The sequence below is a fragment of the Endozoicomonas sp. OPT23 genome, from assembly GCF_009653635.1.
Lineage (GTDB): Bacteria > Pseudomonadota > Gammaproteobacteria > Pseudomonadales > Endozoicomonadaceae > Endozoicomonas_A.
This window is the reverse complement of record NZ_PPFD01000007.1, coordinates 145865-171807: the sequence shown is the minus strand read 5'-3', so window position 1 is coordinate 171807 and position 25943 is coordinate 145865. Positions and strand designations below refer to the sequence as shown.

Sequence of the window (25943 nt, the reverse complement as noted above, 5' to 3'; positions counted from 1 at the left end):
AGTGTTCCGGAATATTGTTGTTGATGTTCAGTATATTTAAATCAGAAAAAAGCCGACGGATTATGTCGGCTTTTTATTCAGGGCCATTAACTGGGATTAACGTTCCCAGTAGCTCTCTTCCAGAGAGTCTTCCTGCTCAGGCAGAGCTCTGGACAAGCGAGGCGAGCTTTGCGCCAGAACTTCATAACTGACACGGTTTGCGTATTTGCAGACCTGTGAAAAGGAAGAGTACGTCAGCCATGGTTTCTTGTGCTTGCTGGACGTCGGCAACACCTGGCGGTGGAAACGGTTGGCTGCCAGATCGTGCAATACGGCTGCCAGAGCACCATCACCGGCACCATTAGTGTTCTTGATCTTATCAGGTCCACCCATGTAAGGGCTGATATGAGAATACACCTTTAATGGCTCAACGCAGTCTTTTTTCAACAAGGGTCTGCTGAATTCGTAACGGTTGTAATCGGTGATGCCAGCGGAAACCAGTGGGTTATCGGTTTCTCGTGCCAGTGTTTTCTCGGTGTAACCGGAAATATAGAGACCTTCAGGGCCTGCGGTCAGTAGCACCATATCAGTCAGGTTAAGTGCAGCTTCACTGGCCAGTAGTGGGTCGCTTTGCTCAGTCAAAGCCAGAGCTTCTTCTTCATTCATTGCCACAAGGGTGACATAGTCACTGATGAACTGGCTCAGTCGCTCCCTGATGGCTGTCACCAGAGAGTAGGTACCCAGAGTCAGAAGTACGGGCACATCATGCTTTTTCGCCAGACTGGCTGCCTTGATGGTGGCTTGGTAAATAGGCAGGCTCTCATCGCCCAGCGTATAGGCGCAGAGTACCAGTGCCGAACTGCCCTTGATGATATCTTCAGAAATATATTCCGGTGACAGATTGTTCATCAGGCCTGGGCTGATACCAAAAGTACGCTCTCCATCCGGGGTGATCAGTGTGTAACAGCGACCGATTGGCCCATCTACAGGTTGAAGTTGCGTTAGGTCAACCTTGGAGCTGGTATTGCACAGGTAGCCATAAGAGTAATCACCAACACGGATGTTCTGGCTCATGACACCGAACTGAACAGATCGGTCATCCGCCAGAATGGAATAGTTGTGCAGAGTATTGCCGATGGTACCGCCGGCATACTGGTTATCGATCAGTTTCTGGAAAGAGAGGTAATGATAAAGCTGGTTGGCTGTTTCATTGTCCATCAACTGGGAAGCCGCTTTGGCCAGTCCAAAATCTGCCAGAATCGAGTCGTCTACGTGAGCGTAGATATCAACTATGTTCTGATCAATGCCGCATACATAGGTATTGGTATGCCCAAAGGTCATACTCTCGCGGTCAAAACGATTATCGGCATTAACAGGGAAGTAGTGTTTGATTTTTCTTCGGCCGGGGAACTTCATGGCGCCATCACAGAATGGTTGATTCAGATGGCCGCGGATTATTGTTCAAAACCTTTACAATTGCTATGCGTAGATATCCATTCATCTGTTAAACGTTTTTTGGTTAATACTGTCTGTAGTTTGTAGGGAGTGGTCTGTAGAAATAGCTTTGTAGAAAACTAGCTGTATAAAACGCTTGCAGTGATTTATTGCAGTGATGTTATTTAACAATCAAAGAATGTCTGTGAGACGTCGAAAAATGTAAAGGCCGGTAAAAGAAGTACCGGATTTTTATCTACTATGGTTCTGTGCCTATTACAGGCATAATGATTTAAGCCTTTATCAAGGTGTGGAATATATATGGTAATAAAGCACGTCTCATGGTTTGCCGGAATTCTGGCAACAGTGCTGTTAGGTGGGTGTACATTGACTGCAGAACGGGATCCAATGGATAAAACCAGCCAGGTGATAATTAAAAGCCCGGCGGATGACAGGGACTATCGTTATCTTACTCTTGATAATGGCTTGAAGGCTCTGTTGATCTCTGATCCGGATACCGACAAGGCGGCAGCTGCCGTAGATGTTAATGTCGGCAGTTGGCAGGATCCTGATAACCGTCTGGGATTGGCTCATTTTCTTGAACATATGCTGTTTCTGGGCAATGCCAAATACCCGGAAGTAGACAGCTACTTCAAATTCATTCGGGCCAATGGCGGCAATGCTAATGCTTATACGGCCAATACCCGGACCAATTATTTCTTTGATATTAACAGTGACCAGCTGCAACCAGCGCTGGATCAGCTGGCCCAGTTTTTTGTGTCACCCAGTCTTGATCCTGAATACGTCGAGCGTGAACGCAATGCTGTGGATTCCGAGTATAAACTCCATGCCAAGGAAGACAGTTGGCGTCTGCTGATTGCCCAGAACGCGACTTCTAATCCAGAACACCCAAAGAGCCGCTTCAATATCGGCAGCCTTGAGACGCTGGAAAATGCCGATGGTGTTTCTCTCTGGAAGGATCTGAAAACCTTTTATGACCGTTATTACGTTGCCAGTAATATTGGTGTGGTTGTTTACGGCAAAGAGTCGGTTGATACCCTTGAGCAATGGCTGAAGACCTCGTTTAAAGATGTGCCGGTTGGTGAAAAGATAGACACGGTTACTGGCAAGGCTCCTTACTCTGAAAATCAGTTAGGTGTCAGGATTAATCTGGAGCCTTTGAAAGATACTCGCATTTTGTCATTGAGCTTTCCTATGGCGAGTCAGTACCATCTCTATCGCAAAAAGCCGCTGGGCTATCTTGCCCGTATTCTCGGTTACGAAGGTGCTGGCAGCTTGCATAGCTACCTGAAACAGCGTGGACTGATTGAATCTTTAGCCGCCTATTCCAGTGATGTGCCCGATGAGTACAGTGAGTTCAATGTTCGAATGGAGCTGACTGAGTCTGGTCTGGAACAGGTGGATGATATAACCGCGATAGTGTTTGATTATCTGAACTTGATTCGTCAACAGGGTATTCAGCAGTGGATGTATGAAGAGAGCGGCAAGATTGCTGATCTGGGTTTCCGTTATCAGGAAGACTACAACCCACAGTCAACGGCTTCCGGTCTGGCCAGTCGAATTCATGATGTCCCTGCCGGTGATATTCTCAATGCCAATTACCTCTACGAAGAATTTGATCCCGAGTTGATCAATAGTTTGTTGCTGGAAATGACGCCAGGGCATCTGCGACAGACTGTCATTGCTCAGGGTTTAAGAACCAATAAAGTAGAACCTTATTTTGGTACTCACTACCGCATCAGCGGCCTGTCGTCGCAGCTGAAGAAAAGGTTGTCAGAACCACAAATGCATACGGAACTGACGATTCCCAAGCCCAATAACTTTGTTGCAACTGATCTTGAACTGCGCAAGGCTGATGTTCAGCAGGAGCCCGTTAGGCTCGTAGAAAAACCGGGCTTTACCCTCTGGAATATGACAGATAATAGTTTCCAGGTACCGAGAGCCAATATTCGAATCAAGATTTCTACTGATAAAGCCTCTGACACGGCTGAAGATATTGTTCTGTTACAGCTTTATCGTGCGCTGTTGTCACGCAGTCTCAATGAGTTTGGTTATCCTGCCCGGGAAGCGGGTCTGCATTATGGTTTGTCCAGTGGCCGTGAGGGGCTGGTGATCGCTTTATCCGGCTATCAGGATAAACAGAGCCTGTTGTTGAAGAAGATTCTTGATGCTGTCAGTAAGTTCAAACCCCGGGAAGTGGACTTTGAACAGGAACGTGACCTGCTGGCACGAAGAATTCGCAATCGTCAGTTTCAGCCCCCTTATCGTCTGGCCATGGATCTTCTGAGCCAGGAGCTGTTCCCCAGAAATCTTAATGATGATGAGATTCTGGCAGCGGCCGGTCGAGTTGATCTGCAAAAGCTGCAGGCATTTGCTGCAGATTTTTATGATGCGATTCATGTCTCCATGCTGGTTCATGGCAACTTCAGCCAGACCGAAGCAGAACAGTTGGCGGCTCTGGTTGATAGCCGTTTGCTTAACGATGGCAACAGAACGGAGGCTTTTAAGCAGTCGTTCAATGTTCTGGACGATGTTAACGAGACTATCGAGAACCAGTTTCAGCATAACGATTCTGTCTATGTCAGCTATTTCCAGCGTCCGGAAACCAGCAATAAAAGCCGAGCTATCTATTCCCTGTTAGGTCGACTGTTAGCAACGCCGTTTGCTAACCAGTTGCGGACAGAACAGCAGCTTGGCTACGTTGTTTTTGCCAGTGCCCGTCCTATTGAGCGTCATCCCGGGCTTATTTTTGTGGTTCAGTCCCCAGTCCTGGGGCCAGAGGGAATTGCAGACCGAGTCGATGATTTTCTTGAAGGGCAAGTTCAAAAGTTGAAAAAACTATCGGATAAAGAACTGGAACAGTATCGACAGGGACTGATTGGCGATCTTTTGAAAAAAGACGCCAATTTGGATGAACGGAGTGGCCGTTTCTGGCAGATATTGGATGGACGTGAGTCTGGGTTTGATTTCCAGAAGCAGATTGCTGAAGAAGTCAGAAAGGTAAAAGTGAAGGATATTCAGACCGCTCTGGATGTGATTCGGAAGGACAAAGGCCGTTTGACCATTTCCGGCCAAGGTAAGACAAAAGAGCCTGAACCTGTCTGATGCTACTTGATTGGCTGAGTTGAATCAGCAAAGCCCCTTTCTGGTGATCCAGAGAGGGGCTTTTTATTATGCGGAACACCTGTTTTGCATTCTCTTTGCTTATTTATGCGATAAAAAATAAATAAAAATCATCAAAAAACTGAGCTTTTCACTCCACGTTTGCTATTAGTTAGTGACATTTCAAAATAACAAAGTCTCACAGGAGCTCATATCTTTGTCCGTCCCTGACGCACCGTCTTCACAGCGAGCTGTTTTTTTCTGTCTCAGCCTGTTCTGCCTGATCATCATTGTTGCAGGGTTTACAGGTATGCTGCCAGAAGGTTTCAGCGGTATCTTTGCCTTCATTATGGCGTTGGGTGGGGTTCTCAACGCGCTGGGTGAAAGGCTTGGCTGGATCAGGGATTATCTTGGTGGTGGACCTATCGTTGTTATATTTGGATCCAGCCTGATGGTCGCAGGAGGCCTGATACCAGAGACCCTTTCCCACAGTGTTACTTTATTTGTTCGTGACCAAGGCTTTCTCACGCTGTTTATTTCAGCGTTGATTTCAGGAAGCCTACTGGGTATGGACAGAGATTTATTGTTGAAGTCGGCAGTCTGGTTTTTCCCGGTAATTCTTGGTGGTGTTGTCTGTGCGCTGGTCTTTGCCGGTGTAGCTGGTTTTCTGATTGGTAGCGGCTTCACAGAAGCCATCTTTTTTGTTGGTCTGCCAATTATGGGTGGCGGTATGGGAGCAGGAGCCGTTCCCCTGGCGGAGATCTTTGCCCGAGTCATTGACTCTGATGCTACTTCGGTGCTTTCCAAGATGGTGCCAGCTGTTGTGCTGGGTAACTTGTTTGCCATTATTGCTGCAGGGCTACTAGAAAAGCTGGGGAAACATAAGCCCGGACTCAGCGGTGACGGTCGGCTTATGAAAGGACAGGCCATGATTAATGGCCATTCCGATGACAATGACACGGTAGTTTGTCTGGCTCGAATGGGATCAGGCCTTTTTGTATCCACCAGTTTCTATGTTATTGGCTATTTATTGAGCCAGATTCTGCCTTTGCACCCTTATGCCTTGATGATTGCTGCTGTTGGTCTGGTCAAAGGGCTCGGCATAATGCCTGCCTACTTTGAAGAGAGTGCAGCACTCTGGGGTAACTTTATGGTGCTGGCTCTGACGCCTGCTTTGCTGGCCTGTATCGGTGTTGGTTTTACTGACCTGCAGCAGGTCGCTATGGTTATTTCCCTGCCTTATGTGTTTTTGGTCATGGCGACGGTCACAGGCGCGATTATTGGTGCTGGCACAGTAGGGCGGTTGCTTGGTTTCTACCCGATTGAAGCTTCCATTACGGCTGGTCTCTGTATGGCTAATATGGGAGGAACTGGAGATATTGCTGTTTTATCAGCAAGTCGTCGTATGAATCTTATGCCTTTTGCCCAGATTTCCTCTCGCATGGGTGGCGCCATGATTCTGCTGTTGGCGACTGCCCTGTTAGGCTTCGTCTAAAGGTCGTATTTGAACCTGCATAGACCTCACTTTATAGTGATTCAAATTAAAATAATTTTTGTGATTGTCAGCGTACATTTTTCTGGTGTACGTGGCAGATGTTGAATTCGCCGTTTGAGTGCCATGAAAAAGGGTAAGGGGTATAGGATGACTGATAAAGTCCTGTGTGAAGAGCTGAAAACTGTATCGAACCATTCTATCGGTGTACTGACGTTGAATGCCGAAAAGAGTCTGAACTCGCTTGATCAGGAGATGATTGACTGTCTGCTCGATCAACTTACCGAGTGGCAGACTGACAGTCGTATCAGCTGTATTTTTATTCAGGGTGCTGGTGACAAAGCCTTTTGCGCCGGTGGTGACGTTCGAAGCCTGAGGCAGGCTGCACTGAGTCAGGATGAAGCAACAGTAAAATGTTTTTTTGAAGCTGAGTATCAACTGGATTATCTGCTGCATACTTACCAGAAACCGGTTGTTTGCTGGGGTAATGGCATTGTCATGGGGGGGGGGCTTGGTTTGATGTTTGGGGCTGATTTCCGTATTGCTACCAATACCACCATGATGGCCATGCCTGAAATCACCATAGGCCTTTATCCGGATGTGGGCGCTTCCTGGGTGTTGAACAAAATGCCAGCCAGAATTGGTCTGTTTATGGGGCTGACCGGTTGTCGCCTTAACCCGGCCGATGCTAAATACCTTGGTTTGGCTAACCGTTTTATCGATCATGCGTTTCGGGAAAATGTCTTACAATCACTCCAGCAGGCAGACTGGCAGGGCAATGCTTACCAGATCACTCATAATGTCATTCAGCATCATGCTGATAACAGTGCAGGCTGGTTACCTTACTCAAAAATCAGGGAGCATCGGGACATTATCAGTCAGCTGATGGATCACCCTTTCCTTAAAGATGTTCTGGCTGATCTGGAGCAAGTCAGCACTGACGATGAGTGGTTGCAGAAAGCCTCAGCGACAGCACTGAAAGGGTCGCCTTTGTCCGCCGCGATCACATTTGAACAGTTACGTCGCAGTCGTCATTATTCTCTGAAAGAGGCTTTTGACAGTGAGCTTATTCTGTCCATTAACTGCACAATAAAGGGCGATGTTGCTGAAGGTGTGCGAGCACTCCTGGTCGATAAAGACCAGAAGCCTGAATGGAAATTTTCCAGTCTGGCTGAAATATCCAGCGAAACACTTGAAAGCTTTTTTGTGCTCGAAAGTTGATTCACCCTTTTCTGAAAGAGCTTTATGTGCTCAGCTTGTCAGGGCTCTTTCAGAATTGACTTTGATTTTCCGCTTCGTTTTCTGAGAGGATAAGAAATATAAGTAGCCAGGCATACGAATTCATAAACTGTTTGCCCGTCTTTGGCGGGCAAACAGTAATTTTATATTCGATTGTGTGTCTACACACTTAGCTGTTGCATAATTCATTAAACAAGGATTGTTTTTATGAGTGCCCGGCCAATATTTCTTACTGCTCTTCTTATTCTTCCCTTCAGTTTATCCGTACTGGCGTCTGACTCAATTGCGAACGACAAAAGTTGTTCTTCCGGGTTGAATCATTATGTGTCAGGAAATTACCTGGAAGCATTTTCCATTCTGAAAAAACAGGCCGACTCCGGTCTGGACTGTGCTCAACACTGGGTCGCAAGGATGTACCAGATGGGGTATGGCACGCCCATGAACCGTGAAAAATCTCTTGCTTACTATCAGCTGGCTGCTGACAAGGGTTTCCCGCAAGCAATTCTGCAATTGGAAATTCTTAAATGATTGCTGGTTAGTGAAGATATATATCTGAACATAGATTCGTGAAGTGCTGTGATTTGGCAGTACATCTGAATTCAAGACAGTTTTAAATCTACTGCCTGAGCAGTAGCTATACTTCCGTTCTCCAAGATGGCGGTAATAAAAATGTTGATATGTCAGATATGGAGTTCATGACAGCATGCTGCTGCACGACAGTCCTGATATAAAAAAGGCAGGAGTGGTCATTGGCTTGGCAACACTATTGCTGTTGCCTATGGCTCTGTTGCTCCTTCAGCCGGGAATGAACCAACAGGTTTTTACGCAGATCAATAGTGTCGATTATGGCTGGCTTACTCCTGTCTGGATATTGTTGACCAATTTTGGTGACGGCTTCTTTCTATACCCGTTGGCGATGCTGCTTTTCATTAATTCGCCCGGTAAATACTGGGTGCTGATACTGACAATGATTATCGGCGCTCTGCTATTGAATGGTGGCAAGGAACTCATTGCCAGCGCCAGACCTCTCGCTGAGCTGAATGAAGCGGTCAGGGTTCTTGGTCCCGAATTAAGAGCAAACTCCATGCCTTCCGGTCATACAGGCACCGTTTTTCTATTGGCTGGTCTGGTGTTTCTCTATGGCAGTAAGGCTTTTTCACTGCTGGTATTGATTTTTGCAGTGCTGGTAGCGATTTCAAGAGTTGTCGTGGGAGCTCACTGGCCATTGGATCTGTTACCAGGCGCCTGGCTTGGTGTTGTTTCAGCGGTTTTGGGGTCTCTGCTTGGCTCAAAAGTACAGTTATCAGGTTTAGGGCGGGGCTTGTTTTTAGTTCTGGGCTTGCTCTGCGTGCTGATGCTGCCTGTCTACGACAACGGTTATCGTGATCAACTGTATATATTACTGACTCAGTATGCGCTTGCCTGCCTGACGCTGACTCTGATTATCTGGAATCTCATTAAGTCCTGCCTGGAAGGTGACAGATTTCAAACAATGGCCTCCTGGTGCAGAGCCACATTCCAGCGTTTCATGAAGTTTGGTCTGGTGGGCGGAAGTGGTTTTGTGGTGGATCTTGGTTCCTACACATTGATCACGCTGTCAGGAGTGCCTCACCTCCAGGCCAGGGCTGCTTCGTACTGGGTTGCAGCCAGCTGGAACTGGTTCTGGAATCGCAACTACACCTTTGCTCATGTTCCCAGACAGAGCAAGTTAAGGCAGTGGCTGAAGTACCTGCTGATGTGTCTCTTCAGTTTTGTTCTGAACTGGGGCAGCTATTATCTTCTGACAACTTATATTGAATTCTTTGCGGACTACAAACGGTTAGGACTGGTTGCCGGTGTGGCTGTGGGCATGTTCTTTAATTTTACCGTGGCATCCAGTGTCATATTCACAGCCGATAATTCTAATAATGGAAGAACCCATGGCAGTCGAGAAAACAGTTTAAACCCCGACGGTTTTAAAAAAGGCGGAGAAATTTGATTTGAAAGTCGACACCATGCGCTTTATTGACCGCTATTTTGGTCAGCCAATTTGTCTGTTGTTGCAAGTTCTCTATTGGCCGGTTGACTATTTCCAGCGCCGTGCAAAACCTGTTGCCAGAAAAGTCATGTTTGTTGAACTGTCTGAAATGGGCAGTGCTGTACTAGTGGACCCTGCCATGCGCTGGCTGGAGCAACAGGATAAAGAACTTTACTTTGTCATCTTTGAGAAAAACGCCTGCAGTCTTGGTTTGTTGGGTACGGTTCCAAAGGAAAATATTTTTATTCTTAAACCAGACAGTATCTGGACATTACTGAGCAGTACGGTTCGCTTTTTACTGTGGGTTCGAAAACAAAAGATTAACACCGTAGTCGACCTTGAACTCTTTTCACGCTTTACCGCGATTCTAACCCGACTTTCCGGTGCTGAAATCAGGGCGGGGTTTCACCGGGTTCATGAAGAAGGGCTTTATCGTGGCAATTTTCTGACTCATCCGGTGATGTACAACGCTCATAAACACATTTCCAGAAACTTTATGACACTGGTGCAGGCGACTCTGTCGGCTGATCACCAGCCTTATCAGAAAGTACTGTCAGAGCAGGAGCCTGTTCTTGCCAGAGCAGCAGTCAACAAAGAGTTAAGAGAAGAGGTGATTCAGCGGCTTAAGCAATTAACGCCAGTCTATCAACCAGGTCACAGCCGTCTGGTTCTGATCAATCCTAATGCCAGTGACCTTGTCCCCCAAAGGCGCTGGCTTAGAACCAGTTATGCCGAAGTGATTAATGGCATGCTGAACCAATTTGATGATGTACTGGTTCTGATTACCGGCTCCAGGTCGGAACAGCAGGGGGCGGAAGCTCTGCGTGCCATGGTGAAGGATCAGGAACGATGCGTTAACAGCGCTGGTGCTTTCAGTTTCGAACAGCTGGTTCCGCTTTATTCAATATCAGAGATGATGCTCAGTAACGACTCTGGGCCACCGCACTTTGCTTCTGTGACTGACCTGCGAACCTATGTACTGTTCGGCCCGGAAACACCGGCCTTATATAGCTCTCTGGGGAATTCAGTGCCTATTTACGCCGGTTTGCCTTGCTCGCCCTGTGTCAGTGCGGCTAATCACAGGAAGACCAGCTGTCAGGATAATCAGTGTCTCAAACAGATTACAGCCGACCAGGTGTTGGATCTGGTGATTCCTTTTTTAGGCAGGCACTCATTGATAAAGGGCTCGGCATAAGCGTGCTCGTTATCGCTCACGGTCATTACTGAGGCTTGTGATACACTAAATTTTAATAAGATTTATTTTTTCCGACGATGAGAGTTCATGGATGAACCTGACAACACGGATTCTGCGATCACGCAAGGAGAAGCGTCTCTCTCAACAGGCTCTGGCTGACTTGATTGGTGTCTCACGAAGTGCTTTGGCGCAATGGGAAACAGAGATGAGCAGTCCCAGCCTTGAAAATCTCCGAAAAATGTCTGAATTACTGGAAGTATCATTTGAGTGGATGGCGACTGGCAGGGGTAATCAATACCTTTCCGAGCCTTCTGATACTATCTGCGATACCAAGGTTGATGACGAGATCATGCGTACCCTGAATCGTATGAACAACAAGAAGAAGCGCGCGATCCTCAATGTTATGAAGGCGATGAATTAGTCCCGAAGCCCTGGATATCTCCTCAGCTTCGGGAGCCGTTAACGACTACTTAACGCTTTCTCTCAGTTTATTCCCCGGTTTGAATTGTGGCATCTTACAGGCAGGTATATGTATTTCCTGGCCGGTCTGAGGGTTTCTGCCTTTTCTGGCGGCCCTGTCAGCAACGGAGAAGGTGCCAAATCCGATCAGTTGCACAACATCGCCTTTGGCCAGACTTTCCTGAGTGTGGTGAATAAAGGCATTGATCGCCATTTCAGCCTTGTTTTTGGAAAGGCTGGATTGCTCGGCAATCTGCTCAACAAGCTCTTTCTTGTTCATCGCCTGTCTCTGTTTCAGTCTTTTTGAATGGAAAATCCCGACGTCAGTGTCGCCGGGCACTGGTCTGAGCAGTGTCAATTGCTCAGTCGCTCACAACCCATGGATGAATCGGATTGTGATAACAGTTATCAGACCTTCTCACTCCCTGTAAGAAAGAAAAGACCACCCGAGCTGACAGGCAGAGACTCTGCAACTCATTCTGTTCATGCTTCCCTGAGAGCATTCTGTCTGGCGCGAATAATCGGCTTGAGCAGGTAACTCAGAACAGTTTTTCTGCCAGTCAGAATGTCGACACTGGTCTGCATTCCGGGAATGATTGGCAGAGACTGGGCATTGGCATCAAGGTGGCTCTTTTCGGTTCTGACTCGAACAATATAGAAGCTCTGACCGTTTTCGTCCTGAATTGAGTCCGCACTGATGTGTTCAACCTGTCCTTTCAGACTGCCATAGATGGCAAAGTCATAAGCGGTTACCTTGACGATGGCGGCAAGACCGGTCTTTAAAAAGGCAATATCTTTTGGACGAACTCTGACTTCTATCAGTAGCTGATCCTGCACCGGAACAATTTCCATCAGGTCCATTCCTGGTTGTACGACACCACCCAGAGTGTTGTGATGAATCTTCTTTACCCGGCCAATCATAGGAGATCTGACAAGGGTTCTATCCACCCTGTCTGAATGGGAAGTGATCGCTTCTTCCAGTTGCGATATACGTAGTTGGTTCTGCTTGAACTCTTCCATGGCCTGGCTGCGAAAATTAAGAGTTACTTCGCTAGCAGCCTGTTGAGCGGCCTCGAGAGCAGATCTCAGTCGTGGAATAGCGAGCTTTGCGGCTTGCACGTCGCCAGCCAGATCATTTTCCCGATGCTGCTGTCTGATCAGTTCAACTTCTGAAACAGCGCCCTGTTTATTCAATGCAGTAGTGAGCTTCAGTTCCTTGCGGGCCAGGGCAACACTTTTACCAAGAAACTCAATACGTGAACTCATCTCGTTGAGTTCCTGCTGGCTCTGTCTGATTTTTTCCTTGGCAATCTTCAATTCAGAGTTCAGAACTTCGTCCCTGTTGTTGTAGAGGTCTATCTCCCTTTCAATCTGGCTTCTAAATTGTCGTATATCTTCATTAAACTCCAGAGGCTGTCCGGAGATCTCTGCCTTTAAGCGACAGCTTGTCACCATAAGCGCCTGCAGTTCCAATTCAGCTTCCCTTTTAACCGACAGGAAACGGGTATTATCAAGGCGCAGCAAAGGCTGGTTTTGTTCAACCAGTTGACCTTCTTCCACCAGAATATCTGTGACAATACCGCCTTCCAGATTCTGAATGATCTGCACACGGCTGGATGGAATAACCTTGCCATCGCCCCGGGCAATTTCGTCGATAGCGGCGAACCCCGCCCAGACGAAAAAGACCAGTACGGTCAGACTGATCAGGTAGATCAATAGACGGCCACCACCGGTTGGCTGCATTAACAGTGCGGCGCTGGTGTCAGGCATGAAATCAAGCGACAAATGATGCTGTTGATAGGCTTTCCAGCGTTTTCTAAATTGTTTCAGTTGTTCTGAAAGTGCTTTCATTGCGTTAGCCTGCCTTTAGCCAGAGCGGCTAATACTTCGTCTTTTGGACCGTCAGCAACCAGTTTGCCCTGTTCAATCACAATGATTCGGTCGACGAGCTCCAGCATGCTGCTTTTGTAAGTCGACATAATCAGGGTTTTATTTTCCAGCAGCCCTTTGAGCTTCTCTTTGAACAGGTACTCGGAGAGACTGTCCATGGCGCTGCAGGGTTCATCAAACAGCAGTATGTCCGGGTTATTGATCAGGGCTCTGGCCAAAGCAATGGCCTGACGCTGTCCACCAGACAGGTTGCTGCCCTGTTCGGCAACGGGCATATGAAGACCTTTCGGGTGTTCGTCGGTGATAGCCGTCACGCCACTTAGTTGTGCAGCAGCCAGTACGGCTGCTTCGTCGATATGGCCAGCACCCAGAACAATGTTGTCCCAAACCGTACCGAAATAGAGCTGGGTATCCTGATGGATATAGCCAATCCGTTGTCTTAACTCCTGACTGGAAACCTGACGGGTATCGATGCCGTTGATGCGAATGGAGCCTGAATCGGGTTCGTAGAAGCGCATTAACAGTCGCTGAAGGGTGCTTTTCCCCGAGCCAATGCGTCCGATAATGCCGACTTTTTCACCGGCTTTGATGTGTAGGTTTAAGCCTGTCAGTGCAGTGGTGTGTTGTTTGGCATAAGTAAAATCAACCTGCTTGAATTCAATGGCTTTAAACTCTGCAGGTACAGGTATGGGCTTCTGACTGCTCTCCTGTTCGGTCTGCTGGTTCATTAGCTGGTCGAGGGCAAGCAGTGCCGATTTTGCCTGATAGAAGCGTGTGGATAACCCGGTTAACTGAGCTGCGGGTGAAAGGCAGCGACTGGAGAGCATAACGGCAGCGATCAGTCCTCCCAGTGACAATTGTTGAGCCGCAATCAGATATACACCGGCAACGACGGTGGCAATAGTCACCATCTGAATCACAAAGGCGGCAATACTGGCGGTTGAACTGGTCAGTAAACGACTTTTTATTTCCCATCTGGATATATGACCAATCAGGGCTTCCCAGTTCCCCTGCAGCTCTCCTTCAGCGGACTTGGCCTTGATGCTCTCTATGCCGGAAAGGGCTTCAATCAGCACCGCATTTTTACGGGCGCTGGCCTGCTGATTATTGGTAATGCAGGTTCGCAACAGTGGCTGAATGGTCAGAGAGTGAACGATCAGAATGACTATGCCCACCAATGGGATAATCGCCAAAGGGCCAGCCAGCAGAGCAATCACCAGAAGAATCAGCAGAGAGAAGGGCAGGTCTACCAGCGTGGCGATGGTTGAAGAGGTGATGAATTCCCGAATGTAGTCAAACTCCTGAATATGACGGGCAAAGGCGCCGACAGAGGCAGGTCTTTGATTCATTTTCTGCCCCAGAGCCTGTTCGAACATTTTTGCTGACAAGAGTATGTCTGAGCGTTTTCCGGCAATATCAATAAAGCGCGTTCGGGCCAGTTTTAACAGCAGGTCAAACAGGTAGGCGATCGCTGCACCTATGGCCAGAACCCACAGTGTTTCTATGGCATTGTTAGGAACTACCCGGTCATAGACGTTCATTACGAAGAGTGGACTGATTATGGCGAACAGATTAATCACCAGTGAAGCCAGTAATACGTCTCGGTAAATAGCTTTGGAGCGGAGCAGGGTGCTCCAGAACCAGTGTTTTTCCGGAAGCTTGAGAAACTGAGGTGTTCGCTGGTCAAATGTCGCCTGCTTCTTAATCAATAGGCAGTTGCCAGAGTAATCCGCTGCTAACTGTTCCAGGCTGACGACGAGCGTTGAGTCATGCTCAGGGTAATACACACTGGCACTCTTCTGCTGATGATCGAGCTTCTGAATTAAACAGGCATGATTGTTTCTGGTAATCATCACGACAGGTAGAACGTCAGGATTAAGGTGCTCCAGCTCGATGCTGTGCAGTTGTGTGCTCAGACCGGCTCTTTCACTCGCCCTGATAAACAGCGGCGGATTGAGATCGCAGTTCACCAGCGGCAGCCCTGCGGTCAGAAATTCAACCGATGTGGGGATTTCGTAATGGCGACACAGTTTTATCAGGCTGGCAATAAAGGAAGGTAAGCTGCTTTTTGCTGTCTGTTCTGTATCTGTTGAATGAGGTTGAGAGTCCATAGCCAGTAAGACCTGCCATTAATTTATTATTTTTGTTTGCAATGGCTGCCTGGAATAGTCGTATCAGTTACGTTAGTACCAAGAGCTTTAAGCAACAGGTGTGAAGAAATGTAAATATAGATATGAATTGATATAAAGCAATTTGAGTAATGATATTGAGGAAGGAGCTGGATTGAGAAAGGCGCTGGGTGTCAGGAATTAAGAAAGAAGCTAAGCACTAAAACGGTATTCTGGTGCAGGAAGGACAGGGTAAAGGTGGCTGCAGCCACTCATCGGAGAGCTGCAGCAAGAGGACTATTGTTCCAGTTCTCTTTCCAGCGGCATCATATGATGTCTGGACTGAACGGCCAGCAGATCGCATTCAATATGCCGGGTCAACTGTTCAGCGGTATTGCCCAAAGTAACCGCAGAAATGCCGGTTCTGGCATGAGTACCCATAATCAGCAGTTCAATGCCCAGCTCTTTCGCCAGAGAGGGAATCATGGTCTCAGCCGGGCTGGGACGAACATGGATATTTTCAACGCCTACGCCATAGTCATTGGCGAAAAACGCACAGTTGTCCTGATAGTGTTCCCGATCACTCTTGCCGTCCAGGTGGTTCTGGGTGGCCAGCATAACGGTAGGGTAAGCGGTTGCCATATTCAGTTTGCCGGCAAAAGGCTGGCAGGCCGCCTGGGCATTCTTCATGATCGCCATGTTAAGCAGCTGATGTTCGGCATCGTCCGGATCAGCATTGATGGTCGCCAGTATGTTTTGCTCGTTATAGGGACGGTCATGTTTGACCAGTAGCACAGGAACCCGGCTCTTTCGCATCAGAGTCCAGTCGACAGGTGTCTTCAGGGTTTTTTCCAGAAAGCTTTCTGGCTGGTGATCTTTCACGACCAGATGGCAACGCTCAGCCTGACGAACATGAATAATGGTTTCAATCACGTTACTGCGCCAGGTTTCATGACTGCTGGTTTCGATGCCATCAGCTTCGGCCAGACGACCCAGCTCAACCAGACGTTCCATGGATTCGGGCGTTGGTTTAGGGTTGGCTGCCAGAATATGCAGGCTGGAATCGGTTGCTTTGGCAATCTGAATGGCCCGGTTCAGTGCGAGATGCTGCTCTTTACGGGTGTCTACCACAGCAAGAATCCGTCTTACTCCATACATGGTCAGCTCCTTCTTTATAATTTCAGTCAGTTTGTTTTGTTGTTGAATGTTATTACTGCTTTAACTTCATCCTACTGAAAGCCGGTTGGGTTAAAGTTGATCTGGGTCAAGCCCTTTACAGGCTATGGGGGAATGACAGTTATTTTCAGAGCAGGTAAGGTAAGCGCCATAAGAAGCCTTGAGCTCTGAGAATTAACCTATTCACGTTGAGATTTTTGAATGACCGATAAAAGCCTGGCAGAGATGTTTCCCGAGCTGGTGGCCTTTTTGCCCTGCGAAACTCCGGATCAATGGATTGAAGAAGCAGCAAAGCCGGAAAATCTGGATATTATTCTGATAGACCATGCCAACAATGAACTGAAAGCCGCCAGTGCAGCTCAGTCATTGATTCTCCGTTATAAGGACGGGGTTAAGGTGACAGGCCAGAAACGTATTCCCTGTAATGTGGATCTGCTCAACAAAATGTCCCGGCTGGCTCGTGAAGAGCTGCGTCACTTCGAGCAGGTGCTGGCGATCATGACCCGTCGTAATATCGAGTACACCACGGTGAAAGCTTCCCGTTATGCCAGCAGAATGTTGAAGCATGCCAGAACCTGGGAGCCAGCCAAGCTGGTGGACACACTGATCATTGGTGCCTATATCGAAGCCCGTTCCTGTGAACGTTTTCATAAACTGGCTCCTCACCTTGATGCAGAGCTCGGCAGGTTTTACCTGTCGCTGTTGAAGTCGGAAGGAAGACACTTTAGTGACTACCTGACACTGGCGCAGGAGATCAGTGATGAACCTATTGAAGATCGAATTGCTCTCTTTGCCGAGGTTGAAAAAGAGGCTATGGAATCACCGGATGAAGAATTCCGTTTTCACAGTGGTGTTCCGGTAAAAACCTCTGAAGCAGCATAAAGAGTCAGGGATATTCTCTTAACTGATTGTGGCAACTCTCTGATAATTAAGTAGTATTACAATTGCGTACTGGTCGACCGATATGTGATAAATAGCTTATCGCTGAACGGGTTTGATCAAGGTCCTGTTCCGACTTAACCGGTCGGAACAAGTCTGTGAAGTTGTACTACTTTTTACCTTCACTAGCGTTAGCTCCTTTATCCGGGAGATAACACCTTCCTTCTTCAGAGCCCTCCCGTGACATGTCTGGTAACAGGCCATTTTTTTAAAGAGCGTTTTCAAAGCGCACTTTTAAAGAGCCGCCGTTGCCATGTTGTAATGCCACCTGAGGTAGTGTCTTTGTCTGCTAAACCGTTTTCTTTGAAGTCTTCTGACGTTGTTGCTGTTGGCTTGATGACCTTCGCCCTGTTTCTTGGCGCGGGCAATATGATTTTCCCACCGATTCTTGGCCAGCAGGCTGGCAGTGAACTGTTTCCTGCACTGGCCGGTTTTCTATTGACTGGCGTTGGTCTGCCGCTACTGGGTGTGATTGCTGCTGCCCGACTGGGTGGTGGTCTGGATCGTTTTACTCAGGATTTGCCTAAAGGCGTGGCGCTGGTAACCGGTATTATTCTTTATCTGGCCATTGGTCCTCTGTTTGCCGCACCAAGAACCGGTATCGTTGCTTACGAAATGGGTGTTGCTCCTTTTCTGAGTGAAGGTTCTAATGCGCTGAGCTATTTCAGTGTGGCTTTCTTTGCTGTAGCACTGGTTCTGGCTTTGAACCCGGGCAAGCTGATTGATTTTGTCGGAAAACTGATTACGCCGATGCTGGTTCTGGTTTTGCTGGCCATTGCTTTAGGTGTGTTCCTTTTCCCTCAGGGCGAGATTCGTGCGACGACTGATATGGCTTCGCCACTGATCAAGGGCTTTAAGGAAGGCTACCAGACCATGGACACCCTCGGTGCCCTGGTGTTTGGTATCGTGATTATCTCCAGCCTGCGCCAGCGTGGTGTCACTGATAACAAGCAGATCACTCGCTACACTATTCAGGCAGGTCTGATTGCTGCGGTTGGCCTGTGTCTGGTGTATATGACGCTGGGTTATCTGGGTGCCACCAGTATTGAGGTCGCTCCTGAGGCCACTAACGGTGCAGAAATTCTGACCGCTTATGTTTACGCCAGCTTTGGTCAGGCCGGTTTGATAGCTCTGGCACTTTGTATTGTTCTGGCTTGTCTGACTACTGCAGTTGGCCTGATGACAGCCTGTGGTGAATACTTCTCAAAGGTGATGCCTTTTGCCAGCTACCGTGTCTGGGTGATTGGCTGTACGCTGGTTAGCGCTCTGATCGCCAACGTTGGTCTGAATGAATTGCTATCTTTGACCATTCCAGCTTTGTACGCCATCTATCCGGTAGCGATTACCCTGATTCTTCTTTGTCTGGTTCGTGAACGTTTGGCTAACCCTGGCCGCACCTTTCTGATTACGCTGCTGCCGGTAGCAATCATCGGCTTGACTGATGGTCTGGTAGCAGGGCAGATAGAAGCAATTGCTCCGTTTGCATCACTGCTGGCTAAGCTGCCACTGGCTGAACATGATCTTGGCTGGATGCTGCCTGGTCTTCTGGCTTTCACTGCTGGTGTACTGACTACCGGTAAGAGCAACGAAGAGTGCTCTATAGAGACTGCAGCTGTGTGATTAAGTGAAATTGAAATAAAGTGCTGTTGAAGTAAGGTGTGTTGAAAAAAGTGCCCTGAACGTCCTCTAGCGGACCGGGGCATTTTTTTGCCTGAATACCTCTCCAGCAAAAAGCAGACCTACCGGTTAACAGTCATCTAGGCAGAGCAGGGTTAGGCCACTAAAGAAAATGCCCAGCCAGTAACACAATCAGTAAACAGGTCAGCCCCTGCCACAGGGTAGCCATAGTAAAACTGCGATAGCCTGTGGCTACATCCATTCCACCAAATTGTGTTACTACCCAGAAATAGCTGTCGTTCGCATGGGCAACCACCAGGGAGCCAGCTGCTGCGGAAAACAGTGCCAGAATTCGCCCGGTTTCTGAATCAAGCCCCAGGGCTGGCAGCATGACTTCAACCAGTGAGACCGCACTGATTAAGGCAACAGTTGTTGCTCCTTGCGCCACTTTGAATATCATGGCAATAGTGAAAGGCAGCAAGAGTCCCATATAAACAGGTAAATAACTGGCCAGCAGCTGAACATGCCCCGTTTCACTGAGTACTTCTGCGAGAGCGCCTCCGGCAGTAATAATCAGAATAATAACTGCACTGCTACTAATACTCTCTGCCAGTAACTCACTGAATGACTTGGAGCAATGACGAATCATGGGGATGGCTGCAACAACACCGATGAGTAGTGCATTGACGGGTTGCCCAATAGTTTCAAACCATTGTCCCTGGTTGTGTTGACTGGCAGTCGTAGTCATCAGTAGTAGAGGCAGAGTAATAGGAAGAAGAGCCCAGCAGTTTGAATCGAAAATATTTGTGGTGGACTCTTTCTGTTTACTGGAAGTCGGTTTCACTGAATTCGCATCGGGCAAACCACCGGCAACCAGCGACCCCCAGCCTACTGCTACCAGAGTTGCCACCAGTGCCAGAAGCATGCCTGGGATGATAATGACTCCAGGGGAGAGCCCCAGAATTACTGCGGCTGCTGCAGGGCCGGGTGTTGGGGGAACAAGAGCAGAAGTGGCATAAAGTCCGCCTGCAAGGCCGGTATTCAGGGCGATCGGATGACCTTTGCCCCGGTCAGCCAGCGACTGCCGAAGGCTACTTAATAGGATAAAGCCGGAATCACAGTAAACGGGAATAGAAACAAAATAACCCATTATTGCCAATGGCAGAACAGGGTAGCGATTACCTGCCAGAGCAATCAGTCTATCGGCCAGTGGAACTGTACCTCCGGATTGCTCAAGAATCTTGCCTAGAAGCGTTCCTGTAATAATAACCAGTGCGACATGACCAAACATTTTTCCCATGCCGGCAGCAATCATCGGGGTGATGGTTTTTACTTCAATACCGGATAAGAAAGCCAGAAGCCAGGCAGAGGTTAAAAGAACAATAAATGGAGGGAAGCGCCAGCGGCTGATTAACAACAGCATGGCTGTAAGCAGTCCGGCCATAAGGCTGCAACTGAAAATCAGGGTGCTTCCCATCATGGTTCCTCGAACAGAGAAAGGATGGGAAGTATAGAGAATTACTTGCTTGCCAAATGAGCTGCTTCGGTTTTATGCGTCTGTGATCGGAAAAGACAGTAGTTTCAAGCCGCCTTCAGCTTCGATTAATTCCCAGCCCAACTTATCCCAGTCACCCAGAACAATACGCTGACCTTTATCATCAGGAAGGTCTACATCATGTATATTTGGCCTGTGGGTATGGCCATGAACCAGTGTCTTAACACCATAGCGAATCATAAAATCACTTACAGATTCAGAGGTTACGTCCATAATCTCAAGTGATTTACCAGTCTTGGCTTTACGGCTATTTTCTCTGATTTTACGACCGAGATTTTTACGGTAACTCAACGGTGTCATTCGCAGCAAAAACATCACCAGCGGGCTGCGAATGATCTTTCGGTACTTCAGGTACTGCTTATCTTCGGTGCAGAGCAGGTCGCCATGCATCAGTAAAACCTTCTCACCATTGAGCTTAATAGTGCAGGGATCTTTCAGCCAGATGGCGCCAGTCTGTTTCAGAAACTGTTTACCAATAGCGAAGTCACGATTGCCTGGCATCAGATAGATGTTTCTACCGGAATCTGTGTACTGCTTGAGCAGGCTGGCAACATTGTGATGAAACGCTTCCATAGCGTCATCGCCGAGCCAGTACTCAAAGAAGTCACCGAGGATATAGAGATCATTAACCTTTAGAGCCTGATGCTCCATATAAGACACAAACGCCCGGAAAATATCCGGGCGCTCAGGTGTCAGATGCAGGTCAGAAATAAACGCTGCCGTCATTCAGTCACACCAGCTCAACAGACTCAATAACAACATCTTCAACCGGTACATCCTGATGGCCAGCGCGGAAAGTGGTCTTGGCGCCTTTCATCTTGTTAACCACGTCCATGCCTTCAGATACCTTACCGAATACGCAGTAGCCCCAGCCATCCGGAGTTTTGGAACTGTGGTTCAGGAAGGAGTTGTTGGAGACGTTGATGAAGAACTGGCTGGATGCAGAATGTGGATCCATAGTACGAGCCATGGCAACAGTGCCGACTTCGTTCTTCAGGCCATTGTCTGCTTCATTATCAACAGGCGCATTGCTGCTTTTCTGAACCATACCTGGCTCGAAACCGCCGCCCTGAATCATGAAACCGTCGATAATGCGGTGGAAAATAGTGCCGTCGAAATGACCGCTTTTTACATATTCGATAAAGTTGGCAACCGTTTTCGGCGCTTTCTCAGCATCCAGTTCCAGCTTGATGTCGCCAAAGTTGGTGTGCAGTACAACCATGAGGGTTCAGTCCTGTGCTTGATGAATTGCTCTGATGATAATCCAAAGCAATTTTAGGCCTATCTGCAGGCCGTGTAAAAACGATCTTATTGTATGAGGAACTAGAGACAAGTTCTACGTTCTAAGCTCAGATATCTCCCCCCTCAAAGAAAGAAGTGGTATGACACTGCCCTCAAGATTGTTTTTTTACAGTGTTTTGCTGTTATTGCCTTATGTTGCGGATGTGCAGGCGCAGAAAACGCCATCTGTTTGGTCAAAGAGTCCCGTAATCAGATATCAGTCATTTTTTCATGGGCTTGCTTTTGATTACTACCTCTCATTGGTGGTGGCAGGGGAGCATCGGGAGTTACACGAAACACTCTGTATTTCTTCATTGCCTGAAGGCACCAACTACTCTGAAGAAGCTTATGGCTGCAGTGACTTGACGGCTGAGAAGGTAAAACAGGTCTTATCAGGGACGCTTAGAGATACTGCCTCAGGAGAGAGTTCGATTCTGGCAGCGTTTGACTATGTTGGGTTTGATATGCCTGGCTATAAATTGATCATCCCTGCCCCTGACTACATCTATCAAATGCTGACGCTTATTGCCCAGTCAGGGATCACCGTAAATGAACAAAACCTTCAGATAGTTTTAAAAAGTTCGTCACATTTCCCTGAGTGCCACACTGCCTGGAATACAGAGGTGTATGACAAAGCATGGGGGGTGAAGAATCTGACGATCGGTTACAATAATCAGGGCAGCTGTTCCCGGTATTCCGTGAGTGACGACGGGAAAAATTCAATCAATGACAGCTTTCCGGTTTTGACCTGGAAGTTCTATGGACAACTTCTTATTGGTTCTATAACGGCCATCATAATGTCTCTGACGATGAAATGATTGTACGGTAACTCTTTGAATCATCGGCTTCTGTTTTACCTGATTTCCAGTAAGTGGTACTCTTCACCGTTTGAACCTATTTCTGATTTTGCCGCCTGTTTCCAAAGGCATTCAGAATCACTTCCTCTCCAAGATGCCGGTTGCAATGAGCACAACAGACACATCTACACAGACTGAATCCAGCAAACCTCTTAACTTTCTGGAACAGATCATCGAAAAGGATCTGGCTGAGGGCGTTGTCCCGTCTGTCCAGACCCGTTTCCCGCCGGAGCCTAACGGTTTCCTGCATATCGGTCACGCTACCTCTATCTGTCTGAACTTCGGTCTGGCAGAAAGGTTTAATGGCCAGTGTAACCTTCGTTTTGATGACACCAATCCGGAGAAGGAAGAGCAAGTTTATGTCGATGCCATTCAGGAAGATGTGAAATGGCTGGGCTTTAACTGGAATGGTGAAGTGCGTTACGCCTCCAGCTATTTTGACCAGTTCTACAACTGGGCGATTCATCTGATCAAGGAAGGCAAAGCCTACGTTGATCACCAGAACGCCGGGTCCATGGCGAAGAACCGTGGTGACTTCAATACCCCAGGTGTTGAGACCGAGTGCCGCAAGCGCTCTGTGGAAGAAAATCTGGCCGAGTTCGAAAAGATGCGTGCCGGTGAGTACGAAGAAGGGCAGGTAAGCCTGCGCGCCAAGATCGATCTGCAGAATTCCAATATGAATATGCGTGATCCGATTCTCTACCGTATTCGTAAGGTGCCTCATCACCAGACCGGTGATAAGTGGTGCATCTACCCAAGTTATGACTTTGCTCATGGTCAGGAAGACGCCATTGAAGGGGTGACCCACTCCATCTGTACGCTGGAATTCCAGGATCACCGTCCGCTGTACGAATGGTTTATCGAGAATCTGCCGGTACCGTCCAGGCCTCGTCAGTATGAGTTTGCCCGCACCAACATCAACTACACAGTGACCAGCAAGCGTAAGCTGAAGAAGCTGGTGGATGAGAATCTGGTTGTAGCTTGGGATGATCCACGGATGCCGACCGTTTCCGGTATGCGTCGTCGTGGTTACACGCCTTACTCCATTCGCAAGTTCTCTGATATGGTCGGTGTCAGCCGTTCCGACGGTATTGCCGATGTCTCCATGCTGGAACACGCTATTCGTGACGACCTGAACCAGAACGCAGGCCGTGCCATGGCCGTGCTGAACCCTCTCAAGGTGGTGATTACCAACCTGCCCGAAGGTGAAGTACAGGAAATGACGGCGCCAGCGCATCCGAACAAGCCGGAACTGGGCGAGCGTGTACTGCCATTCACCCGTGAACTCTACATCGACCGTGCTGACTTCAGCGAAGACAACACTATGTCTCGTAAGAAGTTCAAGCGTCTGGTGACCGACGAATACATTCGTCTGCGCAGCACTTATGTGATCAAACACGAAGAAACCATTAAAGATGACAGTGGTGAAATCGTTGAACTGCGTTGCAGCTACATTCCGGGTACAGTGGGAGAGAACCCGCCGGAAGGTGTGCGCCCTCGTGGTGTGATTCACTGGGTATCCGCCTCTGAAGGTCAGGAAGCGGAACTACGCATGTACGACCGTCTGTTTACTCATGCGGCTCCGGACAAGGGCGATGAGGACTTTATGGATCATATCAATCCTGAGTCCCTGAAAGTGCAGACCGCATGGGTTGAGCCTTCTCTGGTGAAGGCTGCTCCGGAAAGCAGTTTCCAGTTTGAACGTGAAGGTTATTTTGTTGCTGATCGTTACGATCACTCTGCTGAAAAGCCGGTCTTTAACCTGACCATTGGCCTGAAAGATACCTGGGCCAAGAAAGCATAAGACAGTAGATTAAAAATTCGATATGCAGGGTAATGAATGCTTATTCATAAAGTGTTCAGAACCCTGTCTGGAGAAAATCTCTCTATTCATTAAATTAATGGCTAAAGAGAAAAGGCCTTAATAAAAGGCTACAGGATATTGAAAGTGTTAAAGATTTATAACTCGCTGACGCGACAGAAAGAAGTCTTCAAGCCGCTGGATGAGAATCATGTGCGCATGTACGTATGCGGCATGACCGTGTACGACTTCTGTCATATTGGCCACGCCCGTACCGTGACCGCGTTCGACGTGGTGTCCCGTTATCTGCGTGCCAGGGGTTATAACCTGACCTACGTTCGTAACGTCACTGACATTGATGACAAGATCATTCGTCGTGCTGTTGAAAGCGGTGAAACCATTGATGTGCTGACGGATCGCATGATCGCAGCCATGCGTGAAGACTTCCAGCGTCTGGGTAATATCGATCCCGATCAGGAGCCTCGTGCGACTGCGCACGTTGGCGGCATGATCGAGATGATCGCCGATCTGATCGACAAAGGTTTTGCCTACGCACCGGGTAACGGTGATGTTTACTATCGCGTTCGCAAGTTCGACGGCTACGGCAAGCTGTCCGGCAAGGTTCTGGAAGAGCTGGAGTCCGGTGCCCGTATCGAAGTGGAAGAACAGAAAGAAGATCCTTTGGACTTTGTACTCTGGAAAGGCGCCAAACCAGGCGAACCAAGCTGGACGTCTCCATGGGGTGAAGGCCGCCCTGGCTGGCACATTGAATGCTCGGTGATGGGCAAATGCTGCCTGGGCGATACCTTCGATATTCACGGTGGTGGTTCTGACCTTAAGTTTCCGCACCATGAAAACGAGATTGCCCAGAGTGAAGCGGCTAACGGCGCAACCTTTGTAAATACCTGGATGCATTCCGGTGCGATTCGCATTGATAACGTCAAGATGTCCAAGAGCCTGGGTAACTTCTTCACTATCCGTGAAGTGCTGAACAGTTACGATGATGAAGTGGTTCGCTACTTCCTGATTTCCAGTCAGTACCGCAGCCCGGTGAACTATTCCGAAGAGAGCCTGAAAGAAGCCGGTGTGCGTCTGGAACGTCTTTATACCGCTCTGAAAGAGTTGTCTCTGGACGGTGTTGAGACTGCTGCAGGCACAGCCTTTGAAGATAAGTTCATGGCGGCCATGGACGATGACTTCAATACGCCGGAAGCTCTGGCATCTCTGTTCGAACTGGTTCGTGAACTGAACAAGGTTCGCAGCGAAGACGAACAGAAGGCTCTGCCTCTGGCGGCTTTGCTGGTAAAACTGGGCGGCATTCTGGGTATTCTCCAGCGCAGCCCAGAAGAGTTTCTGAAGAGTGGCTCTGATGTTGACGACACCTGGATCGAAGAGATGATTCAGAAACGTAAAGACGCCAAGAAGGCGAAAGACTTTGCCGAGTCTGACCGTATTCGTGATGAATTGGCGGCGCAGGGTATTATTCTTCAGGATTCCCGTGAAGGGACTACCTGGCGCATTGAGCGCTGAGTAATCCCTCTGATTCTGCAGGCGAAAGCCTGCAGAACTCTTCTATTATTTAAACCTTCCCATGCCCAAAGTATTTGGAAATGTGAGCAGCCAATGGTCTCGCTATTTTCAATGGGCATACCTTCTGTCTTTTCTGATTTCACCTGATATTTCTAAATACAATCAGATAGTTACAGTGAATAGTTGCAGTGAATAGATACTGTAATAAGTTGTCGGCGTTTCTCCAGGTGTGAACGACGTAGCTTGATCTC

At 48.2% G+C, this 25943-nt stretch carries 20 protein-coding genes; 12 read left to right on the top strand and 8 right to left on the bottom strand.

Going from position 1 to position 25943, the window contains the following annotated elements:
• Positions 1 to 96: 96 nt before the first annotated feature.
• Positions 97 to 1395: an inosine/guanosine kinase gene (locus EOPP23_RS17695; protein WP_153767333.1), complete on the bottom strand. Its 1299-nt coding sequence runs from the start codon at positions 1393 to 1395 to the stop codon at positions 97 to 99.
• Positions 1396 to 1734: 339 nt separating this feature from the next.
• On the opposite strand from EOPP23_RS17695, the gene EOPP23_RS17690 reads away from it, so the two are divergent.
• The 7 genes from EOPP23_RS17690 (at position 1735) to EOPP23_RS17660 (ending at position 10900) form a co-directional block, all read left to right on the top strand.
• Complete coding sequence (locus tag EOPP23_RS17690; protein WP_153767332.1) at positions 1735 to 4539, top strand: insulinase family protein; 2805 nt, start codon at positions 1735 to 1737, stop codon at positions 4537 to 4539.
• Between the two features lie 214 nt (positions 4540 to 4753).
• The gene (locus EOPP23_RS17685; protein ID WP_228550773.1) at positions 4754 to 6031 is read left to right on the top strand and encodes a 2-hydroxycarboxylate transporter family protein; all 1278 of its coding nucleotides are present in this window, start codon (positions 4754 to 4756) and stop codon (positions 6029 to 6031) included.
• Positions 6032 to 6178: 147 nt separating this feature from the next.
• Positions 6179 to 7249: an enoyl-CoA hydratase/isomerase family protein gene (locus EOPP23_RS17680; protein WP_153767331.1), complete on the top strand. Its 1071-nt coding sequence runs from the start codon at positions 6179 to 6181 to the stop codon at positions 7247 to 7249.
• 225 nt (positions 7250 to 7474) lie between these two features.
• Positions 7475 to 7795 (top strand): tetratricopeptide repeat protein, encoded by a 321-nt coding sequence (locus EOPP23_RS17675; RefSeq protein WP_153767330.1) that lies wholly within the window; start codon positions 7475 to 7477, stop codon positions 7793 to 7795.
• Positions 7796 to 7970: 175 nt separating this feature from the next.
• A complete protein-coding gene (locus tag EOPP23_RS17670; protein ID WP_153767329.1) occupies positions 7971 to 9245 on the top strand; it encodes a GtrA family protein in 1275 nt (424 codons plus the stop codon).
• A gap of 1 nt (position 9246) precedes the next feature.
• Entirely contained in the window at positions 9247 to 10479 is a 1233-nt protein-coding gene (locus EOPP23_RS17665; RefSeq protein ID WP_153767328.1) for a glycosyltransferase family 9 protein, read from the top strand.
• A 91-nt stretch (positions 10480 to 10570) separates the two neighbouring features.
• Positions 10571 to 10900 carry a helix-turn-helix transcriptional regulator gene (locus tag EOPP23_RS17660; RefSeq protein WP_153767327.1) on the top strand — a complete coding sequence of 110 codons (330 nt, stop codon included), beginning with the start codon at positions 10571 to 10573 and terminating at the stop codon, positions 10898 to 10900.
• Between the two features lie 45 nt (positions 10901 to 10945).
• Here the strand turns inward: EOPP23_RS17660 and EOPP23_RS17655 are convergent, their stop codons facing one another.
• The 4 genes from EOPP23_RS17655 to EOPP23_RS17640 form a co-directional block, all read right to left on the bottom strand.
• Positions 10946 to 11236, bottom strand: coding sequence for an HU family DNA-binding protein (locus EOPP23_RS17655; RefSeq protein WP_255471742.1), 291 nt, complete (start codon positions 11234 to 11236; stop codon positions 10946 to 10948).
• A 185-nt stretch (positions 11237 to 11421) separates the two neighbouring features.
• The gene (locus EOPP23_RS17650; RefSeq protein ID WP_153767325.1) at positions 11422 to 12789 is read right to left on the bottom strand and encodes an HlyD family type I secretion periplasmic adaptor subunit; all 1368 of its coding nucleotides are present in this window, start codon (positions 12787 to 12789) and stop codon (positions 11422 to 11424) included.
• Positions 12786 to 14939: a type I secretion system permease/ATPase gene (locus tag EOPP23_RS17645; RefSeq protein ID WP_153767324.1), complete on the bottom strand. Its 2154-nt coding sequence runs from the start codon at positions 14937 to 14939 to the stop codon at positions 12786 to 12788. Before EOPP23_RS17645 ends, EOPP23_RS17650 begins: the two co-directional genes overlap by 4 nt.
• A 294-nt stretch (positions 14940 to 15233) precedes the next feature.
• Positions 15234 to 16094 (bottom strand): universal stress protein, encoded by an 861-nt coding sequence (locus EOPP23_RS17640; RefSeq protein WP_153767323.1) that lies wholly within the window; start codon positions 16092 to 16094, stop codon positions 15234 to 15236.
• 219 nt (positions 16095 to 16313) lie between these two features.
• Between EOPP23_RS17640 and EOPP23_RS17635 the strand changes: the two genes are divergently transcribed.
• On the top strand, positions 16314 to 16994 hold the full coding sequence (locus EOPP23_RS17635) for a tRNA-(ms[2]io[6]A)-hydroxylase (RefSeq protein ID WP_153767322.1): 681 nt from the start codon (positions 16314 to 16316) through the stop codon (positions 16992 to 16994).
• A gap of 339 nt (positions 16995 to 17333) precedes the next feature.
• Positions 17334 to 18671 carry a branched-chain amino acid transport system II carrier protein gene (gene brnQ / locus EOPP23_RS17630; protein WP_228550771.1) on the top strand — a complete coding sequence of 446 codons (1338 nt, stop codon included), beginning with the start codon at positions 17334 to 17336 and terminating at the stop codon, positions 18669 to 18671.
• Positions 18672 to 18831: 160 nt separating this feature from the next.
• Here brnQ and EOPP23_RS17625 read toward each other — a convergent pair whose 3' ends face one another.
• The 3 genes from EOPP23_RS17625 to EOPP23_RS17615 all read right to left on the bottom strand — a co-directional run bounded on the left by EOPP23_RS17625 (position 18832) and on the right by EOPP23_RS17615 (position 21445).
• Entirely contained in the window at positions 18832 to 20148 is a 1317-nt protein-coding gene (locus EOPP23_RS17625) for a GntP family permease (protein ID WP_153767321.1), read from the bottom strand.
• A gap of 69 nt (positions 20149 to 20217) precedes the next feature.
• The gene (locus EOPP23_RS17620; protein ID WP_153767320.1) at positions 20218 to 20949 is read right to left on the bottom strand and encodes a UDP-2,3-diacylglucosamine diphosphatase; all 732 of its coding nucleotides are present in this window, start codon (positions 20947 to 20949) and stop codon (positions 20218 to 20220) included.
• A 4-nt stretch (positions 20950 to 20953) separates the two neighbouring features.
• The gene (locus tag EOPP23_RS17615) at positions 20954 to 21445 is read right to left on the bottom strand and encodes a peptidylprolyl isomerase (RefSeq protein WP_153767319.1); all 492 of its coding nucleotides are present in this window, start codon (positions 21443 to 21445) and stop codon (positions 20954 to 20956) included.
• A 160-nt stretch (positions 21446 to 21605) separates the two neighbouring features.
• Between EOPP23_RS17615 and EOPP23_RS17610 the strand changes: the two genes are divergently transcribed.
• The 3 genes from EOPP23_RS17610 (at position 21606) to cysS (ending at position 25692) form a co-directional block, all read left to right on the top strand.
• On the top strand, positions 21606 to 22322 hold the full coding sequence (locus tag EOPP23_RS17610; protein ID WP_153767318.1) for a hypothetical protein: 717 nt from the start codon (positions 21606 to 21608) through the stop codon (positions 22320 to 22322).
• A gap of 145 nt (positions 22323 to 22467) precedes the next feature.
• Positions 22468 to 24165, top strand: a complete 1698-nt coding sequence (locus EOPP23_RS17605; protein ID WP_153767317.1) for a glutamine--tRNA ligase/YqeY domain fusion protein — start codon at positions 22468 to 22470, stop codon at positions 24163 to 24165.
• 144 nt (positions 24166 to 24309) lie between these two features.
• Positions 24310 to 25692, top strand: coding sequence for a cysteine--tRNA ligase (gene cysS / locus EOPP23_RS17600; protein WP_370514806.1), 1383 nt, complete (start codon positions 24310 to 24312; stop codon positions 25690 to 25692).
• Positions 25693 to 25943 lie beyond the last annotated feature (251 nt).

Excerpts from the sequence above, each read along its gene's own strand:
- EOPP23_RS17695 (WP_153767333.1), bottom strand. The coding sequence starts at position 1,395 with ATGAAGTTCCCCGGCCGAAGAAAAATCAAACACTACTTCCCTGTTAAT.
- EOPP23_RS17690 (WP_153767332.1), top strand. The coding sequence starts at position 1,735 with ATGGTAATAAAGCACGTCTCATGGTTTGCCGGAATTCTGGCAACAGTG.
- EOPP23_RS17680 (WP_153767331.1), top strand. The coding sequence starts at position 6,179 with ATGACTGATAAAGTCCTGTGTGAAGAGCTGAAAACTGTATCGAACCAT.
- EOPP23_RS17675 (WP_153767330.1), top strand. The coding sequence starts at position 7,475 with ATGAGTGCCCGGCCAATATTTCTTACTGCTCTTCTTATTCTTCCCTTC.
- EOPP23_RS17670 (WP_153767329.1), top strand. The coding sequence starts at position 7,971 with ATGCTGCTGCACGACAGTCCTGATATAAAAAAGGCAGGAGTGGTCATT.
- EOPP23_RS17660 (WP_153767327.1), top strand. The coding sequence starts at position 10,571 with ATGAACCTGACAACACGGATTCTGCGATCACGCAAGGAGAAGCGTCTC.
- EOPP23_RS17650 (WP_153767325.1), bottom strand. The coding sequence starts at position 12,789 with ATGAAAGCACTTTCAGAACAACTGAAACAATTTAGAAAACGCTGGAAA.
- EOPP23_RS17645 (WP_153767324.1), bottom strand. The coding sequence starts at position 14,939 with ATGGACTCTCAACCTCATTCAACAGATACAGAACAGACAGCAAAAAGC.
- EOPP23_RS17640 (WP_153767323.1), bottom strand. The coding sequence starts at position 16,094 with ATGTATGGAGTAAGACGGATTCTTGCTGTGGTAGACACCCGTAAAGAG.
- EOPP23_RS17635 (WP_153767322.1), top strand. The coding sequence starts at position 16,314 with ATGACCGATAAAAGCCTGGCAGAGATGTTTCCCGAGCTGGTGGCCTTT.
- EOPP23_RS17625 (WP_153767321.1), bottom strand. The coding sequence starts at position 20,148 with ATGATGGGAAGCACCCTGATTTTCAGTTGCAGCCTTATGGCCGGACTG.
- EOPP23_RS17620 (WP_153767320.1), bottom strand. The coding sequence starts at position 20,949 with ATGACGGCAGCGTTTATTTCTGACCTGCATCTGACACCTGAGCGCCCG.
- EOPP23_RS17615 (WP_153767319.1), bottom strand. The coding sequence starts at position 21,445 with ATGGTTGTACTGCACACCAACTTTGGCGACATCAAGCTGGAACTGGAT.
- EOPP23_RS17610 (WP_153767318.1), top strand. The coding sequence starts at position 21,606 with ATGACACTGCCCTCAAGATTGTTTTTTTACAGTGTTTTGCTGTTATTG.
- EOPP23_RS17605 (WP_153767317.1), top strand. The coding sequence starts at position 22,468 with ATGAGCACAACAGACACATCTACACAGACTGAATCCAGCAAACCTCTT.